Below are 15,434 nucleotides of genomic sequence, written 5' to 3' on the forward strand. Positions count from 1 at the left end.
TCAAGCAACGGCACGCTGGGATACTGGCGGCTCAGCCCAGGCGAGCCGTCGTGTCTTGCGTCGATGATGGCATAGTGCCTCTGATTTGCCCGACGTGTCAAATTATTTCGGAAAATACGTACGGCGTGGCGCGACGATCGTCGGCTACTTTGCATGGGGTTGTTTTCGACTTTTGTGTCGAGGGCCGTGCCGAACCTGATCTCGTCATGCTTCGGGGCTGCGATAATGACTGACCACGCTCACCTGATCGCGGCCGCGAGCGCCGCGATCAGGGCCGGTGGCGTGACGAGCAGGCCCAGCTTGAGGAACGGCCAGGCGCCGACCTCAATCTTCTCGCGGCGCAGGGCGACCAGCCACAGGATGGTGGCGAGCGAGCCGGTGATCGAGAAATTCGGCCCCAGGTCGACGCCGATCAGGATGGCGCTGACGACCGATGTCGGCAGGTGGTCGCTGGCGACGATCGATCCGGCGACGAGCCCGACCGGCAGGTTGTTGGCGATGTTGGTGGCGATCGCGGTCGCAATCCCGACGCTCCAGGCGGCCTTGGGCACGGATTGTCCGACAGCCTCATGCAGGAGCGCGCTGAGATGGCCGATCACGCCGGTCTTGATCAGCGCCTCCACCATCACGAAGAGTCCGCCGACCAGCGGCAGCACGCTCCATGACACGTGCTTCAGCACCGGCAGGGGCGACTGACGGCTGAGCAGCAGGACGAGGCCGGTCGTCACCGCGCCGCAGATGAAGGTGGGCAGGCCCAGTTGCTTGTCAAGCGCGGAGGCCGTGATCAGCACGATGCCGATCGCGACAATGCCGATCGCGGTCAGCTTGCCGCCACGGCTGAGCTTCTTGTGTGCCACCTTGTGCTCGATGGCCTCCTCCTTCAGCGCGCGATGCTGGGTGAGGCGGAGAACGACGTAGGTGAGCACGATCGAGGCGAGCGAGGGCAGCGCGAAGAGGCGGAGCCATTCGGCCAGATGCGGCATGTGCGCGCCGAACACCACGAGGTTGGCGGGGTTCGAGATCGGCAGCACGAAGCTCGCGGCGTTGGCAATGAAGGCGCAGACGAACAGGTAAGGCAGCGGCTGGGCGCCGGCCGCGCGTGTCGCTGCGTAGACCGCCGGCGTCAATACGATCGCGGTCGCGTCGTTCGACAGGAAGACCGTGACCAGCGTGCCGACGAGGTAGATCAGCAGAAACAACCGCTGCGGCGAGCCCCGGGCATATTCGACGGCGAGCGCCGCAAGGTAGTCGAATAGGCCCTCGAGCCGGGCGAGCTCGGCGATCAGCATCATGCCGATCAGGAACAGATAGACGTCGACGCCCTTTTCGACGCCGGTCAGCGCGTCGTCCCAGCTCAGGAAACCGAACAGCACCAGCGCCAGGGCGCCCGCCACGGCCCAGATCGCCTCGGGCAGACGAAAGGGACGGAAGATGACGCCTGCGGTCGCAAGCACGATGATGCTCCAGGCCCAATAGGCGGCATGCGGCGCGATCGGCAATGTGGTCCTCGTTCGATGGTTATTGTGCAGCGATAGCCGAAGCCGGCTGCGCTGTCTTCCCCTGCGGACGCGACTGTGGACACCGCGTCTCGGGGAGGGCGACGAAGCAGATTATGGCGCCGATTGCGGCGACGGCGCCGAGGGTGAGAAAAGCCGCACTATAGCCGACGCCGACCACGACCAGGCCGGCCAGCGTCGTGGACAGGGCCGCGCCGATGCTTTGTGCGGTGATGATGGCGCCCTGCGCGACGTTGAAGCGGCCAGTGTTGCGCATGAGGTCGGCGACGATGACGGGGAAAATCGCACCAAAGATGCCTGCGCCGACGCCGTCGAGAAGCTGCACGCCGACCAGCCAGATCGGGTTGTCGGAAAGGGTATAGAGCGCGCCCCGAATGGGCAGGATCAGGAGAGCGCCAAGGAAGAAGCGCTTATGGCCCCAGCGATCGGCCCTCGCGCCGACCAGCATCGCGAACGGCACCATCACGATTTGCGCCGCCACGATGCAGGCAGACATCAGGCTGGTGCCGAGGTGTTTGTCGCCGAGGGCAAGCTTTTGGCCGACGAGCGGCAACATCGCCGCGTTGGAAAGGTGGAACAGCGTGACGCAGATTGCGAAGATAAGGAGCGGCCGGCAGGTGAGGAGGATGCTGAAACCCGAGGGTTGCTCGCGGGCTTCGCTAGCCTCGCTGTTGTGTAGGCCGCGTGCGAGATCGTGGTCGATGGCGCGTTCCGGGATGCAGAGAATACTGACGAGGCTCGCGAGCGCCATGGCGCCAAGGAGATAGAACACGACGCTTGGTCCGAACCAGTAGGCTGCAACGCCGGCGATGGCGGCGGCGACCGCATTGCCCGCGTGATTGAAGGTCTCGTTGCGCCCGATCCGCGCCGTGAACGCGCTGTGGCCGAAGACGCCGAGCGAGATGGCGGCGATCACGGGCGGAAACACGACCGCCGACGTGTGTGCCAGCCCTTGTGAGACCGCGACCGCCCAGAAGCCTGGCCACACCGGAAGCAAGAGCGAGGATGCCGTCACGACGACCGCGGCAACGACCATCACGAGCCGTTTTGCCCTGGTTGCGTCGACCAGCGCGCCGGCGGGCGTCTGCGCCACGATGCCGGCGACTGTCGCAACTGACATCACGATGCCGATACGCGCCTCGTCCCATTGCTGCTCGGTGAGCAGATAGACGGCAAGATAGGGCCCAAGCCCGTCGCGGACATCGGCGAGGAAGAAATTCGCTGCGTCCAGCGCGCGGCCGGCTTGCACCTCTTCGCTCAAACTGCGCTTCGACATTGCGAATCTCGATCGAGGCGCAGAATTCGCCCTGCGAGAAACCGATGTCGGAGCAGATTGGTTCGCTCACATCAGCGCGAGCGCGTTGTTACAACTTGACCGCCAGCAGCACCGCGCCGGCGCCGATCATGGCGATGCCGATCCAGCCCTGCGCGGTCGGGCGCTCGCCGAGAAACGCGAAGGCGAACAGCGCCACCAGCACGACGCTGAGCTTGTCGATCGGAGCCACTAGCGTTGCCGGCCCGAGCTTGAGCGCGCGAAAATAGCAAAGCCAGGACGCGCCGGTGGCGAGTCCCGACAGGACCAGGAATAGCCAGGTTTTTGACGAGATCGCCGACGGCGCGGTGAATTGGCCGGTGAGGAACAACAGCACCGAGAAGGCGAGCAGCACCACGATGGTGCGGATGAAGGTTGCAAGATCCGGGTTGATGTTCTCCACCCCGACCTTGGCGAAGATCGCAGTCAGCGCGGCAAAGCAGGCGGAGAGCAACGCCCAGGTCTGCCAGGCGGAGAGGAGGGCGGGTTTCATGGGGATTCCTGATGCGTTGTCGTTCAGTTGTCGTTGTGCGGGCAGGCAGCCAAATACTGCGCCGTCGTCCCGGCGTAGGCCGGGACCCATAACCCAAGGATTAAGTTTGGCGAAGATTGGCGGTTGCCAGCTCGCGCCACAATCCCTGGGGTTATGGATCCCGGATCTGCGCTCCGCTTCGCTGCGCTTGTCCGGGATGACGACTGGGTGTGATGGCCTCTGCTCACCTCGCCACCGAGACCTTTTCCGCCATCGCCTTGCGCAGGATGCGCGACAGCGACTCGACTGAATACGGCTTCTGGATCAGCTCGAAGCCGCGATGGGCGCTTTCGGCGAGTACGTTGCTGTAGCCGGAGGTGAGCACCACCGGCAGGCCCGGATAGCGATCGCGGATCACGCCGGCGAGCTCCACGCCGTTCATGCCGGGCATGATGACGTCGGAGAACACGAGATCGACGGCGAATTCGTTCTCGCCAAGGATGGCCAGCGCCGCATTGGCGTTCGCGACGCGGCGTACGACATAGCCGAGGTCTTCGAGCAGTTCTGTGGAGAAGCGGCCGACGTCGTCATTGTCCTCGACCACCAGCACGCGATAGCCACGTCCCGTGGCGGCGGGTTCGCTCATCAGCGACGCTCCTTCCGCGGCCAGTGTGGGGCTCGGCGCCTGCGGCAAGTAGATCGTGAAGGTCGCGCCCTGTCCGACGCTACTCTCGACCGCGATGTCGCCTTCGGACTGTTTGGCAAAGCCGAAGGCCTGGCTGAGGCCGAGCCCGGTGCCTTTGCCGACCTCCTTGGTCGTGAAGAACGGCTCGAAGATCGCCTCGAGATTTTCCGGCGCGATACCAGAGCCGGTGTCGTGGACCGAGATCGCAACGAAATCGCCGCTGCGCGCGGATTGTGCGCGCAAGGCAGGGATGCCCTTGAGCTTGCGGACCGCGATCGTCAGGCGCCCTTCGTCCTTCATCGCATCGCGTGCGTTGATGGCGAGGTTGATCAGCGCGGTCTCGAACTGCGCGATGTCGGCGATGGTAAAGCAGTCTGGATCGTGCACGTCGACCGCGATCTCGATGCGGCCTCCGACCAGCGGCCGTACCAGCTGCGCCACGCTTTCGACCTGCATGCCGACGTTGAAGACCTGCGGCTTCAAAGGCTGCCTCCGCGCAAAGGCGAGCAGCTGTGCCGTCAGGTTCGAGGCGCGCTCGACCGTCTCGGAGATCGCATCGACGTAGCGCCGCCGTCGTTCCTCCGGCAGCTCGCGCCGGCGCAAAAAGTCGGTGGCCGAGCGGATGATGGTGAGGAGGTTGTTGAAATCATGCGCGACGCCGCCGGTGAGCTGGCCGATCGCCTCCATCTTCTGCGACTGGCGCAGCGCCTCCTCGCCGCGGCGGCGCTCGGTGATGTCGACGGCTTCGGGCACGGCGCCGGAAATCTTGCCGTGCTGGTCGAGCAAGGGGCGGATGCTGAAATCGAACCAGCGTTCGCCGATGGGAAGACGGAGCAGCATCTCCATCCGCACCGCTTCGCCCGTCAGGACCGTATCGAAGGCGTTACGGACCATCGCCGACATGCCTTCGGTCGCGGTGAACCACGGCGTCTCCCAGAACCGCTTTCCGATGACGTCTCGCGGAGCGGCGCGGATACCCGCGAGCGCCGTTGTGTTGGCGTAGAGCAGGTCACCTTCGAGGTTGAGCAGGCCCTGGTACTGGTTGCTGGTCTCCAGGATCGCACGCAGCCGGGCCTCGTTGGCTTCGAGCTGCGAGGTGCGCTCGGTGATGCGCTCTTCCAGCGTTTCGTTGAGCTGCCTGAGCTCGATCTCGGCCTGCTTGGCGGCGGTGATGTCGTGGGCGACGCCGATGAAGCCGATATGCTTGCCATTGGGGTCCCAGCGTGGTTGGGATTCCGAGCGCAGCCAGCGCCACTGGCCGTCGGCGCGCCTGTAACGGGCTTCCAGCACGAAGGGTTTTAGCGAAGCCTCGCCCTGCACGGATTGCTGGAGCACCTGCGGCAGGTCGTCCGGGTGCAGCACCTTGCGCCAGTCGAAATCGATCGCCTCCTCGAAGGGCAGGCCGAGGAAGTCGACATAGGCCTGGTTGGCGAAAGAACGCTTGCGGTCGAGCTTGGTGACCCAGATCGGCACCGGCGCGCTATCGGCGATCAGGCGGAAGCGTTCCTCGCTTTCCCGTAAGGTCGCCTGCGCCAGCATCTGGTCGGTGACGTCGAGGTCCGCGCCGACCAGCCGCACCGCGCGGCCGTCCGCATCGCGCTCGATCTTGCCGACGACGCGGATCCAGCGCACTTCGCCGTCGTTGGGGCGGGTGATGCGGTAGGTGTCCGAATAATCTTCGCTCTCGCTTTTGAGGACGCCGAAGAGGTGCTGGACCGTCCGCTCGCGGTCCTCGGGATGGATGCGGCCAGCCCAGTCTTCGTAGGTCTCGCTGGCGGCCTCCGGCGGAAGGCCGTGGATCAGGAGATATTCGGGGGTGCGGCGGTTCCTGACGCCATCACGGAAATCGATCTCAAGGCCACCGACGCCGGCGATGCGCTGGATGCGCGCAAGCTCAGCCCCGCGCTCCTGCAACGCGCGATAGGCGTTGTCGCGCTCGCGGGCGATCTCATCCAGATGCTGGCGCAGCCTTTCGGCGGCGATGGTCTCGGGCAAAGGATCGTTCAAGGGGTCGGCCGCTGTGATGCACGTGCCGGAGCAATTCTCACACAGTCCGGGCGCGATGGCTACCCATAGCAACGATGAAGGGGCGAATGATGTCGGAGAAGTGTGGACGGAGGATCAACGTCACGCCCGAGGAATTTGTTCCGTTCGCAGGAACGATTAACGTCGCGAAGCGTCGTCGCCGAGCCCAGAATGGGTTCGAAATAGGTTCAAGATAGACCCAAGAGATTCCTGCCGGGGGATGTAAACCTTGAAGTTATTTGTCTGCCAGGCATGCAGCAACGTCCTCTATTTCGAGAACCGCGCCTGCGAACGCTGCGGCCACCGGGTTGCCTTCCTTCCCGAGAAAGAGATGCTCTCCGCAATCGAGCCCGACGGGACGGCCTGGACGACGCTGGCTGACAAGGGCAAGGGCCGCCTGTTGTGCGCCAATGCCCAGTTCGACGCCTGCAACTGGCTGACCGAGCCCGGCAGCAGCGATCTCTACTGCCGCGCCTGCCGGCACAACGGCACGGTGCCCGACCTGTCCGATCGGACGCAGCTTGCCGGCTGGCGCGAGCTCGAGGTGGCCAAGCACCGGCTGTTCTATTCGATTCTGCGATGGAGGCTGCCGCTGACGACGCGGGCAGAAGATCCCGCGCACGGGCTGATCTTCAACTTCCTTGCCGATGATCCCTTCAGCGGCCAGCGGATCATGACCGGCCATGACAACGGCCTTATCACGATCGCGCTCACCGAAGCCAATGACATCGAACGCGAGCGGCGCAGGCTCGAGATGGGTGAGCCGTACCGCACGCTGCTCGGGCATTTCCGTCACGAGGTCGGGCACTATTTTTGGGACGTGCTGGTGCGCGACGGTGGCAAGCTCGGCGAATTCCGCGCGACGTTCGGCGACGAACAGATCGACTACGGGCAGGCGCTCCAGCGCCACTATGCAGAGGGGCCGCCGCCGGACTGGCAGCAGAACTACGTCTCCGCCTATGCGACCACGCATCCCTGGGAGGACTTCGCCGAGACCTGGGCCCACTACCTCCACATCGTCGACACGCTCGAGATGGCTGCCGAGTTCGGCATGGAGGTGCGCCCCAGGATCGATCGGGACGGCGAGCTGACGGCGCGGATCCGCTTCAACCCCTATGTGGCGGCTAATGTCGAGAAGCTCGTCAATGCATGGCTGCCCTTCACCTTTGCCATCAACAGCGTGAACCGGGCGATGGGCGCCCGCGACCTCTATCCCTTCATCCTGTCACCGGCTGTGATCGGGAAGTTGGGCTTTGTCCACGAATTGGTGCGAGGCGCCGCAAAGGTCGATAGCAGATAGGGATCGATAAGGCCGGCTTTGGGAAGGCGATAAGGGCAGGCACGGATCGCTGGTACGCCAGGGCGGCGAGCGGATTTAGACCGTTGCCTCCGGCCCATTTTGCTGTACCACGGACATGTCACGGCCCTGTCCCATCAGCCCGAACGGGTGAGGGAGGGGTCCCGCCCAAGGTCGAAGAACCAAGAAAAGCATGTTCAAACGCATCCTGATCGCCAATCGCGGCGAAATCGCCTGCCGGGTCATCAAGACTGCCCGCCGGATGGGAATTGAGACGGTCGCGGTCTATTCCGAGGCCGACCGTGATGCCCTGCATGTCGAGATGGCCGACGAGGCGGTCCTGATCGGGCCGCCGGCCGCGGCCGAGAGTTATCTGGTGATCGAGAGGATCGTGGAGGCCTGTCGCAAGACGGGCGCGCAGGCTGTGCATCCCGGCTACGGCTTCCTGTCCGAGCGCGAGGCATTTCCGCGTGCGCTGGAGGCAGCCGGTATCGTGTTCATTGGCCCGAACCCGGGCGCGATCGCGGCGATGGGCGACAAGATCGAGTCCAAGAAGGCGGCTGCCAAGGCAAAAGTCTCGACCGTGCCCGGCTATCTCGGCGTCATCGAAGACGACAAGCATGCGGTGCGCATTGCCGACGAGATCGGCTATCCCGTGATGATCAAGGCGTCCGCCGGCGGTGGCGGCAAGGGCATGCGCATTGCGCACTCGAAGAGCGAGGTCGCCGAAGGCTTCAATCTGGCGAAAGCCGAAGCCAAGGCCTCGTTCGGCGACGACCGCGTCTTCGTCGAAAAATTTATCGTCGATCCCCGCCACATCGAGATCCAGGTGCTGGGCGACAAGCACGGCAACGTGATCTATCTCGGCGAGCGCGAATGCTCGATCCAGCGTCGCAACCAGAAGGTCATCGAGGAGGCACCGTCGCCGCTGCTCGATGAGACCACACGCCGCAAGATGGGCGAGCAGGCGGTCGCGCTGGCGAAGGCGGTGAATTATGATTCCGCCGGCACGGTCGAATTCGTCGCGGGCCAGGACAAGAGCTTCTATTTCCTCGAGATGAACACCCGCCTCCAGGTCGAGCATCCCGTGACTGAGCTCGTCACCGGCATCGATCTCGTCGAGCAGATGATCCGGGTCGCTGCCGGCGAGAAGCTCGCCATCGCGCAGAAGGACGTCGCGCTGACCGGCTGGGCGGTGGAGTCGCGTCTTTACGCCGAAGATCCTTTCCGCAACTTCCTGCCCTCGATCGGCCGCCTCGTGAAATACCGCCCGCCGGCGGAGCTAAGCAAGGACGGCATCACCGTGCGCAACGACACCGGCGTGCAGGAGGGCGGCGAGATCTCAATTCACTACGATCCGATGATCGCCAAGCTCGTCACCCACGCGCCCTCGCGCGCCGCAGCGATCGAGGCGCAGGCGACTGCGCTCGACGCGTTCTATGTCGACGGCATCCGCCACAACATTCCGTTCCTCTCCGCGCTGATGAACCATCCGCGCTGGCGCGAAGGACGGCTCTCGACCGGCTTCATCGCCGAGGAGTTTCCGAAGGGTTTCTCGGCGCGCGTGCCTGAAGGCGACATAGCGCGGCGGATCGCCGCCGTCGGCGCCGCCATCGATCACGTGCTCGGCGAGCGCAAGCGCCAGATTTCCGGCCAGCTCGGCGGCCGCATCGTGCAGCGCGAGCGCCGCCGCGCCGTCTGGCTCGACCGCGAGGAGATCGCACTCGAGATCGCGCGCGAAGGCGAGGCGATCGCGGTGCGTTTCCTCGATGCCGAGGGCAAGGCGGGCAATGGCCATCTGCTGGAATCGCCGTGGAAGCCGGGCGAGCCAGTCTGGCAGGGCACCATCGACGGCCATTTCATCGCCGTGCAGGTGCGCCCCATTCCGAATGGCGTTCGGCTCGCCCATCAGGGCGTCGAGGTGCCGGTCTATGTCTGGACAGAGACGGAAGCGTCTTCGGCGCGGCTGATGCCGGTGACGACGGCCTCCGACACGGGCAAGAAGCTGCTCTGTCCGATGCCCGGGCTCGTCGTCTCAATCGCAGTCGCCGAAGGGCAGGAGGTCAAGGCCGGAGAGACGCTTGCGGTCGTTGAAGCCATGAAGATGCAGAACGTGCTGCGCGCCGAGCGCGACGGCACGGTGAAGAAGATTCACGCCAGCGCTGGCGCCACCCTCGCGGTGGACGCGCTGATCCTGGAGTTTGCGTGACCGCCAACGCCACGGCGGTAGACCCTCACCCTGAGGAGCGCGCTCTTCGTGCGCCTCTCGAAGGGCGAGGCCAAGAGCCGGGCCTTCATCCTTCGAGACGCGCGTTCCGCGCTCCTCAGGATGAGGAACTGGCAGCGAGGAAACCATGGCCTTCCGCCAACGCCGCGAAAAACTGCGATCGATCCTCACCGGGCAGGGCTGCATCCGTCCCGGCTCGGTCTATGACGCGATCTCGATCCGGCTCGCCGAGGATCTCGGCTTCGAGATGGGCATGTTCGGCGGCTCGGTGGCCTCGCTCGCCGTGCTCGGCGATCCCGACATCGCACTGATCACCCTCACCGAACTTGCCGAGCAGATGCGGCGGATGTCGCGGGCTTCCGCGCTGCCGGTGCTGGTCGATGCCGATCACGGCTATGGCAACGCGCTCAATGTTCGTCGCACGGTGCAAGAGCTCGAGGCCGCCGGCTGCGCCGGCCTCACCATCGAGGACACACTGTTGCCGCAGGCGTTTGGCGAAGCAAAGACACAGCTCATCTCGCTGGAAGAGGGCGTCGGCAAGATGAAGGCGGCGCTCGGTGGCCGCAGCGATCCCTCGCTGGTCATCATGGGCCGCACGGGTGCCGCCGCAGTCACCTCGATCGAGGACACCATCAGGCGCGCGCAGGCCTATGAGGCCACCGGCGTCGATGCCTTGTTCTTCACCGGCATCGAGTCGCGCGCCGAGCTCGAGGCGATCGCAGCCGCCACGCGTCTGCCGATCGTGCTGGGCGGCGCGCCGGACGAACTGAACGCGCTCGACTATCTAGTCGGCCAGCGTGTGCGCGTCGCGCTGCAAGGCCACGCACCGATCGTTGCGGCAGCGCAGGCCGTCCACGCCACGCTGAAGGCGCTACGCGAGGGCACGCCGCCGAAAAACCTCAAAGGCCTCGCATCGTCGGAGCTGACGGGCCGCATCATGCGCGAGGATGATGTGAAAGCGCGCAGTGCCGATTTCCTCGGGTCGAAGAGATGAGCCGGGCCATCCTCCAGGTCATGATCCGCGGCCGCGTGCAAGGCGTCGGCTATCGCGCCTGGGTCGAATACCAGGCGAGCGCGAGCGGACTGGAAGGTTGGGTGCGCAACCGGCGCGACGGCAGCGTGGAGGCGCTGTTTGCGGGAGCGCCGACCCGCGTCGCCGAAATGGTCGCCTTGTGCCGGCATGGTCCGCCGTCCTCGCGCGTCGATAACGTCACCAGCGAAACAGCAGATGAGGACGATTTGAATCTGCGGCGGGCAGGGGAAGCGTTTTCGGTGTTGCCGACGATGTAGGTTCACCGCGGCAGCTTGGCGATGGCGTCGCTGAGCTCATGGATCTCGTAGGGCTTGCGCAGGATCGGGAAATCACCGCGCACGTCGGAGGCCGCGTCGCTGTAGCCGGTCGCGAGCAGGATCGGCAGGCCGGGGCGGAGCTGACGCAGGCGGTGGGCGAGGGTGAGCCCGTCCATCTTGCCGGGCATCACGATGTCGGAGAACACGAAGTCGACGCCGTCGAGTTCAATCTCGCGCAGTGCCTCCTCGGCATCCGAGACGCGACGCACCTGATAGCCGAGCTGCTCCAGAAGCCCGATGCTGACCAGCGCGACGTCCGGATTGTCCTCGACCAAAAGCACGGTGCCGCTGCCGCGCGAGGGCGCGGTGGCGGCTTCGCGTTGTGGTTCGCTCGTCTCGCGCGGCAGGAAAATGGTGAATGTCGTGCCCTTGCCGAGTTCGCTGGTCACCTTCACAGTGCCGCCCGCCTGATGGGCAAAGCCGTGCACCTGGGACAAGCCGAGCCCGGTGCCCTTGCCGACCGGCTTGGTCGTGAAGAACGGCTCGAAGATCTTGTCGAGCACGTCGGAGGGGATGCCGAGGCCGGTGTCGGCAACGCTGATGGCCACGAACTCGCCGGCGTGAAGCGGCTCGGACAGCACCGCATTGCGGGCGCCGATCGTCACGGTGCCGCCGTCAGGCATCGCGTCGCGCGCATTGATCACGAGATTGAGCAATCCGGTCTCGAGTTCGGAGACGTCGGCCTTGATCGGCCAGACGCTCCGATCGATGTCGAAGGCGAGCCGCACGGTGCTGCCGAGACCGGCATGGAGCACCTCGCGGATCGCCTCGATCCGCTCGTCGAAACGGATTGCCTGGGGATTGACGCTCTGCCGCCGGGCGAAGGTCAGGAGCTGGGCAGTTAGGGCGGCGCCGCGCTTGGTGGCCGTGTCGATCGCGGAAATCGCACGCTCGAGCTTGGCGTCGGGCTCGGCGCTCCGCTTGAGAACGTGAAGGCTGCCGCTGATGATCATCAAGAGGTTGTTGAAGTCGTGCGCGACGCCGCCAGTGAGCTGGCCGAGCGCGTCGAACTTCTGGGACTCCGCGAGCTGCTTCTGCATCGCCTCGAGCTTGAGCTGGGCGTTGCGGCGTTCGGTGATGTCGCGGGTGATCTTGGCAAAGCCGATGAGCTCGCCGTTCTCGTAGATCGGATCGATCACGACGCTCGCCCAGAAGAAGGTGCCGTCCTTGCGGACGCGCCAGCCTTCCTCCTCGTAGCGGCCCTGTTCCCGCGCGATTTTGAGCGCACGGGCGGGCTTGCCGCTGGCGCGATCGATTTCGGTATAGAAGCGCGAAAAATGCTGGCCGACGATTTCCTCGGGCGAATAGCCCTTGATGCGCTGGCCGCCGATGTTCCAGCTGGTGATGACGCCGGTGGGATCGAGCATATAAAGGGCGTAGTCCGCAACCCCCTCAACCAACAGCCTGAAACTGCGCTCGCTATCGAACAAGTCTCGCTGTTGTCTGAACTTTTGCGCCATTCTGGACCCCGCCTCGACCGGAACAAACGCCGCGGGCCGGTCATTGTTCCGCGCGCCTGAACCCTTTTTAGGCAAATGTCGGGAACAGTATGCAAGCCAGAGGCCTCAAGGATAACTTGACAGGAAATCGATATCGTCAGATATTTCTGTTATGACAGAAATAACAGGTAAGAAGAAATTGCCTGCCACGGTCGAGCGCTTCATCCTGCACTGGGGCGACATGGGAGACGAGTGGGGCGTCAACCGCTCCGTCAGCCAGATCCATGGGTTGCTCTATCTCGCGGAAGTGCCGATGACGGCGGAGGACATCGCCGAGACGCTCGGCATGGCGCGCTCCAACGTCTCCAACTCGATCAAGGAGCTCCTGGCCTGGAATTTGATCCGCCGTGTGCCGATCCTCGGCGACCGCCGCGATCATTTCGAGGCGGAGACCGACATCTGGGAGGTGGCGGCGCGGATCGCGGCGCGACGCAAGGAGCGGGAGATCGATCCTGCAGTCGCGGCCCTGCGGGCCTGCGTGACGGATGCCGCCGATGATCCCGCGATCAGCCCGGTCGCAGCCAAGCGGCTGAAGGAGATGCTCGCCTTCACCGAGCTCGCCGACCACTGGTTCATGCAGATGCTGAAAGTACCGCGCCCGCGGCTGATCGCGCTGATGAAGCTCGGCGAGAAGATCGCCAATCTGCTGCCGCTGGGTAAAGCCAAATAGCGTAATCCCCGTCACCAACGCAAAGTTCACCGACGAGCTTGCCCGCCGCCTGCATCGGCCTGCGGTGTTTCGCATTCCGGCAAGCCTGCTCCGCCGGATCGGTGGCGGTGTTGCCGACGAGCTCCTGCTCGGTGGCCAGCGTGTGCTGCCGAACAAGGCGCTGAGCCGCGGTTTTGTGTTCCGGCACGAGACGTTGCGCAGTGCATTCGAGGCGATTTTGTGAGGCTTAGGTCGCGGCACTGCGAAAGGTCGCTGCCACCGTACGCAGTGCGGCGAGCTTGGCGGGGTCGCTGACCTTCGAGTGCAGCATCAGCTTTGATGCCGCCAGCTTGGGCAGCTTGTGTGCCGGCCCGATATCGGCCAGCCCAGGCGGCGCGATCCGCCGCGCCAGCGGTGCGACGGCGAGGCCTGCGAGGACCGCGGCAACCACTGCGGTGACGCCACCGCCGACAAAGCGTTCGCGCCAGGCGAGGCCGGCCTTGTCGAGCGCGCGCACGGCGACGGCGCGGACGCCACATGGCGGGGCGAGCGTTGCGAGCGGCAGAGGCTCTCCCTTCGGCACGGTAAAGCCTCTTGACGCAAACCAACCGAACTCGTCCTCGGCAAGCTTCTCGCCGCCGCGCCGGCTACCTTCCTGGCGCACGATCACCGCATCGATCTCGCCTTTGTCGTAGGCATCAAGCATCTCCCGCGAGAAGCCGATGGTGACTGCGAGGGTGAGGTTTGAGGTCATCGCGTGCAGGCGTTCGAGCAGTGGTACGAGCTCGGGTCCTGCGGCATGATCGGAAATGCCGAGCGACAGGGACTGTGGGGCCGATGCCCCGTCCGACAGCGCACGGTCATGCGCCGTCACCAGTGCGCGGGCGCGATCGAGAAAACCTGCGCCGTGGGCCGTCAGCCTGACCGCGCGTGGTGAGCGCTCGACGAGGCGTTTTCCAAGCAGCGTTTCGAGTCGCTGCAGCTTGAGGCTCACAGCGGCCTGCGTTGTCCCGAGCGCCTCAGCCGCGCGCGTAAAGCTCTGGAGGTCGGCGATCAGCAGGAAGGCCTGCACCGTGGCGATGTCGAGTGTGGCTGTCATTATAGAACGTTATCATTGATATCAGTATAAATAAGATACCAAAATGATGGGGCGAGGTCTAGTTTTCCCTGGACGCGCGCGGCAGCCAGCGCGCCTTTCAAGGAGAACCAATCATGCCTCTGATCACCGTGTCGTATTCGACCTCCCGCCAGTCGTCGTCGCTCAAGGCCGACATCGCCAGCACCGTGTCCGAGCTCACCGCAGAGATCCTGCATAAGGATCCCAAGGTCACCGCGATCATCGTGAAATCGGTCGACGCGAGCGACTGGTTCGCCGGCGGCAGGTCGCTCGCCGAGCAGAAGCTTGCCAGCTATTGGATCGATATCCACGTCTCCGAGGGCACCAACACCAAGGACGAGAAGGCCGCCTATCTCGCCGCCATGTTCAGGCGCATGGCCGAGCTTCTCGGACCTCTGCACCACGAGACCTATCTGCATGTCGACGAGGTGAGGGGCGATGCCTACGGCTTCGGCGGCCTCACCCAGGAACGCCGCTATATCGCCGGCAAGCTCGAAGTCGCGCCGGAGCGCGCGGCAGCTTAAGCCGCGGCCTCCGGGAGCAGGGCCTTGGTGGGCCCGAACAGCTCCTCAAAGGCCTGCCGGAGCGCGATGTCGACATCGGCCATCGTCACGAGGTGGCCGAGGTCGACCAGCGAGGTCACGCCGTAGCGGGGATCGGCGACGCCGCAAGGCACGATTCCCGAGAAGTGCGACAGGTCCGGCTCGACATTGATGGCGATGCCGTGGAACGACACCCAGCGCTTCAGCCGCACGCCGATCGCGGCGATCTTGTCCTCATGACCGGGCCCCTTGTCCGGCCGCTTCACCCAGACACCGACCCGGTCCTCGCGCCGCTCGCCGCGGACGTTGAAGGCGTCGAGCGTGCGCAAGATCCATTCCTCCAGGCTCGCGACATAGGCCCGCACGTCCGGCCGGCGGCGCTTGAGGTCAAGCATCACATAGGCGACCCTCTGGCCGGGCCCGTGATAGGTCAGTTGCCCGCCCCGCCCCGTGGCGAAGGTGGGAAAGCGCGGATCGAGCAGGTCGGAGGCCTTGGCGGAGGTGCCGGAGGTATAAAGCGGGGGATGCTCGAGCAGCCAGACGAGTTCCGACGCCTCGCCCGCCGCAATGGCCGTGACGCGCGCCTCCATGGCTGCGACGGCTTCGGGATAAGGCACGGGGGCGTCCGAAATCCGCCACGCCACGGGCGGGCCCGAGAAGGCGGAAAACGGGGTCAAATCGAGGTCTTCGCGGTCGTTTTCGGGCTTATTAACCATTGGCTAACCATAACGTGGTGATCATC

General features: G+C 64.9%; 13 protein-coding genes and 1 pseudogene. 7 read left to right on the plus strand and 7 right to left on the minus strand.

Annotated features, from left to right (window positions below; all coding sequences use genetic code 11):
• Positions 1-239 precede the first annotated feature (239 nt).
• The 4 genes from SO180_RS06975 to SO180_RS06990 all read right to left on the minus strand — a co-directional run bounded on the left by SO180_RS06975 (position 240) and on the right by SO180_RS06990 (position 6,011).
• Positions 240-1,493, minus strand: coding sequence for an arsenic transporter (locus tag SO180_RS06975; protein WP_449378131.1), 1,254 nt, complete (start codon positions 1,491-1,493; stop codon positions 240-242).
• Between the two features lie 25 nt (positions 1,494-1,518).
• Positions 1,519-2,793 (minus strand): MFS transporter, encoded by a 1,275-nt coding sequence (locus SO180_RS06980; protein WP_449378082.1) that lies wholly within the window; start codon positions 2,791-2,793, stop codon positions 1,519-1,521.
• A gap of 88 nt (positions 2,794-2,881) precedes the next feature.
• Positions 2,882-3,322: an EamA family transporter gene (locus tag SO180_RS06985; protein ID WP_449378083.1), complete on the minus strand. Its 441-nt coding sequence runs from the start codon at positions 3,320-3,322 to the stop codon at positions 2,882-2,884.
• Between the two features lie 223 nt (positions 3,323-3,545).
• Complete coding sequence (locus tag SO180_RS06990; protein ID WP_449378132.1) at positions 3,546-6,011, minus strand: PAS domain S-box protein; 2,466 nt, start codon at positions 6,009-6,011, stop codon at positions 3,546-3,548.
• A gap of 229 nt (positions 6,012-6,240) precedes the next feature.
• On the opposite strand from SO180_RS06990, the gene SO180_RS06995 reads away from it, so the two are divergent.
• From SO180_RS06995 to SO180_RS07010, 4 genes are all read left to right on the plus strand, one after another.
• Complete coding sequence (locus SO180_RS06995; RefSeq protein ID WP_449378084.1) at positions 6,241-7,311, plus strand: zinc-binding metallopeptidase family protein; 1,071 nt, start codon at positions 6,241-6,243, stop codon at positions 7,309-7,311.
• Positions 7,312-7,501: 190 nt separating this feature from the next.
• The gene (locus SO180_RS07000) at positions 7,502-9,517 is read left to right on the plus strand and encodes an acetyl-CoA carboxylase biotin carboxylase subunit (RefSeq protein WP_449378085.1); all 2,016 of its coding nucleotides are present in this window, start codon (positions 7,502-7,504) and stop codon (positions 9,515-9,517) included.
• Positions 9,518-9,662: 145 nt separating this feature from the next.
• Entirely contained in the window at positions 9,663-10,529 is an 867-nt protein-coding gene (locus tag SO180_RS07005) for an isocitrate lyase/PEP mutase family protein (RefSeq protein ID WP_449378086.1), read from the plus strand.
• Complete coding sequence (locus SO180_RS07010) at positions 10,526-10,825, plus strand: acylphosphatase (RefSeq protein WP_449378087.1); 300 nt, start codon at positions 10,526-10,528, stop codon at positions 10,823-10,825. The genes SO180_RS07005 and SO180_RS07010 overlap by 4 nt, the downstream gene beginning before the upstream one ends.
• 2 nt (positions 10,826-10,827) lie before the next feature.
• On the opposite strand, the gene SO180_RS07015 is transcribed toward SO180_RS07010, so the two are convergent.
• Complete coding sequence (locus SO180_RS07015) at positions 10,828-12,345, minus strand: PAS domain-containing sensor histidine kinase (protein WP_449378088.1); 1,518 nt, start codon at positions 12,343-12,345, stop codon at positions 10,828-10,830.
• A gap of 151 nt (positions 12,346-12,496) precedes the next feature.
• On the opposite strand from SO180_RS07015, the gene SO180_RS07020 reads away from it, so the two are divergent.
• On the plus strand, positions 12,497-13,054 hold the full coding sequence (locus SO180_RS07020; RefSeq protein ID WP_449378089.1) for a GbsR/MarR family transcriptional regulator: 558 nt from the start codon (positions 12,497-12,499) through the stop codon (positions 13,052-13,054).
• Position 13,055: 1 nt separating this feature from the next.
• Positions 13,056-13,277, plus strand: a pseudogene (locus tag SO180_RS07025) (DUF1731 domain-containing protein); the annotation flags it as partial.
• Positions 13,278-13,280: 3 nt separating this feature from the next.
• On the opposite strand, the gene SO180_RS07030 reads toward SO180_RS07025, so the two are convergent.
• Positions 13,281-14,132 carry a LysR family transcriptional regulator gene (locus tag SO180_RS07030; RefSeq protein ID WP_449378090.1) on the minus strand — a complete coding sequence of 284 codons (852 nt, stop codon included), beginning with the start codon at positions 14,130-14,132 and terminating at the stop codon, positions 13,281-13,283.
• Positions 14,133-14,245: 113 nt separating this feature from the next.
• On the opposite strand from SO180_RS07030, the gene SO180_RS07035 reads away from it, so the two are divergent.
• Entirely contained in the window at positions 14,246-14,674 is a 429-nt protein-coding gene (locus SO180_RS07035; RefSeq protein WP_449378091.1) for a tautomerase family protein, read from the plus strand.
• Here SO180_RS07035 and lipB read toward each other — a convergent pair.
• Positions 14,671-15,408, minus strand: a complete 738-nt coding sequence (gene lipB, locus SO180_RS07040; RefSeq protein ID WP_449378092.1) for a lipoyl(octanoyl) transferase LipB — start codon at positions 15,406-15,408, stop codon at positions 14,671-14,673. The two genes, SO180_RS07035 and lipB, sit on opposite strands and share 4 nt — an antisense overlap.
• Positions 15,409-15,434 lie beyond the last annotated feature (26 nt).

Source organism: Bradyrhizobium sp. UFLA05-112, assembly GCF_053572325.1.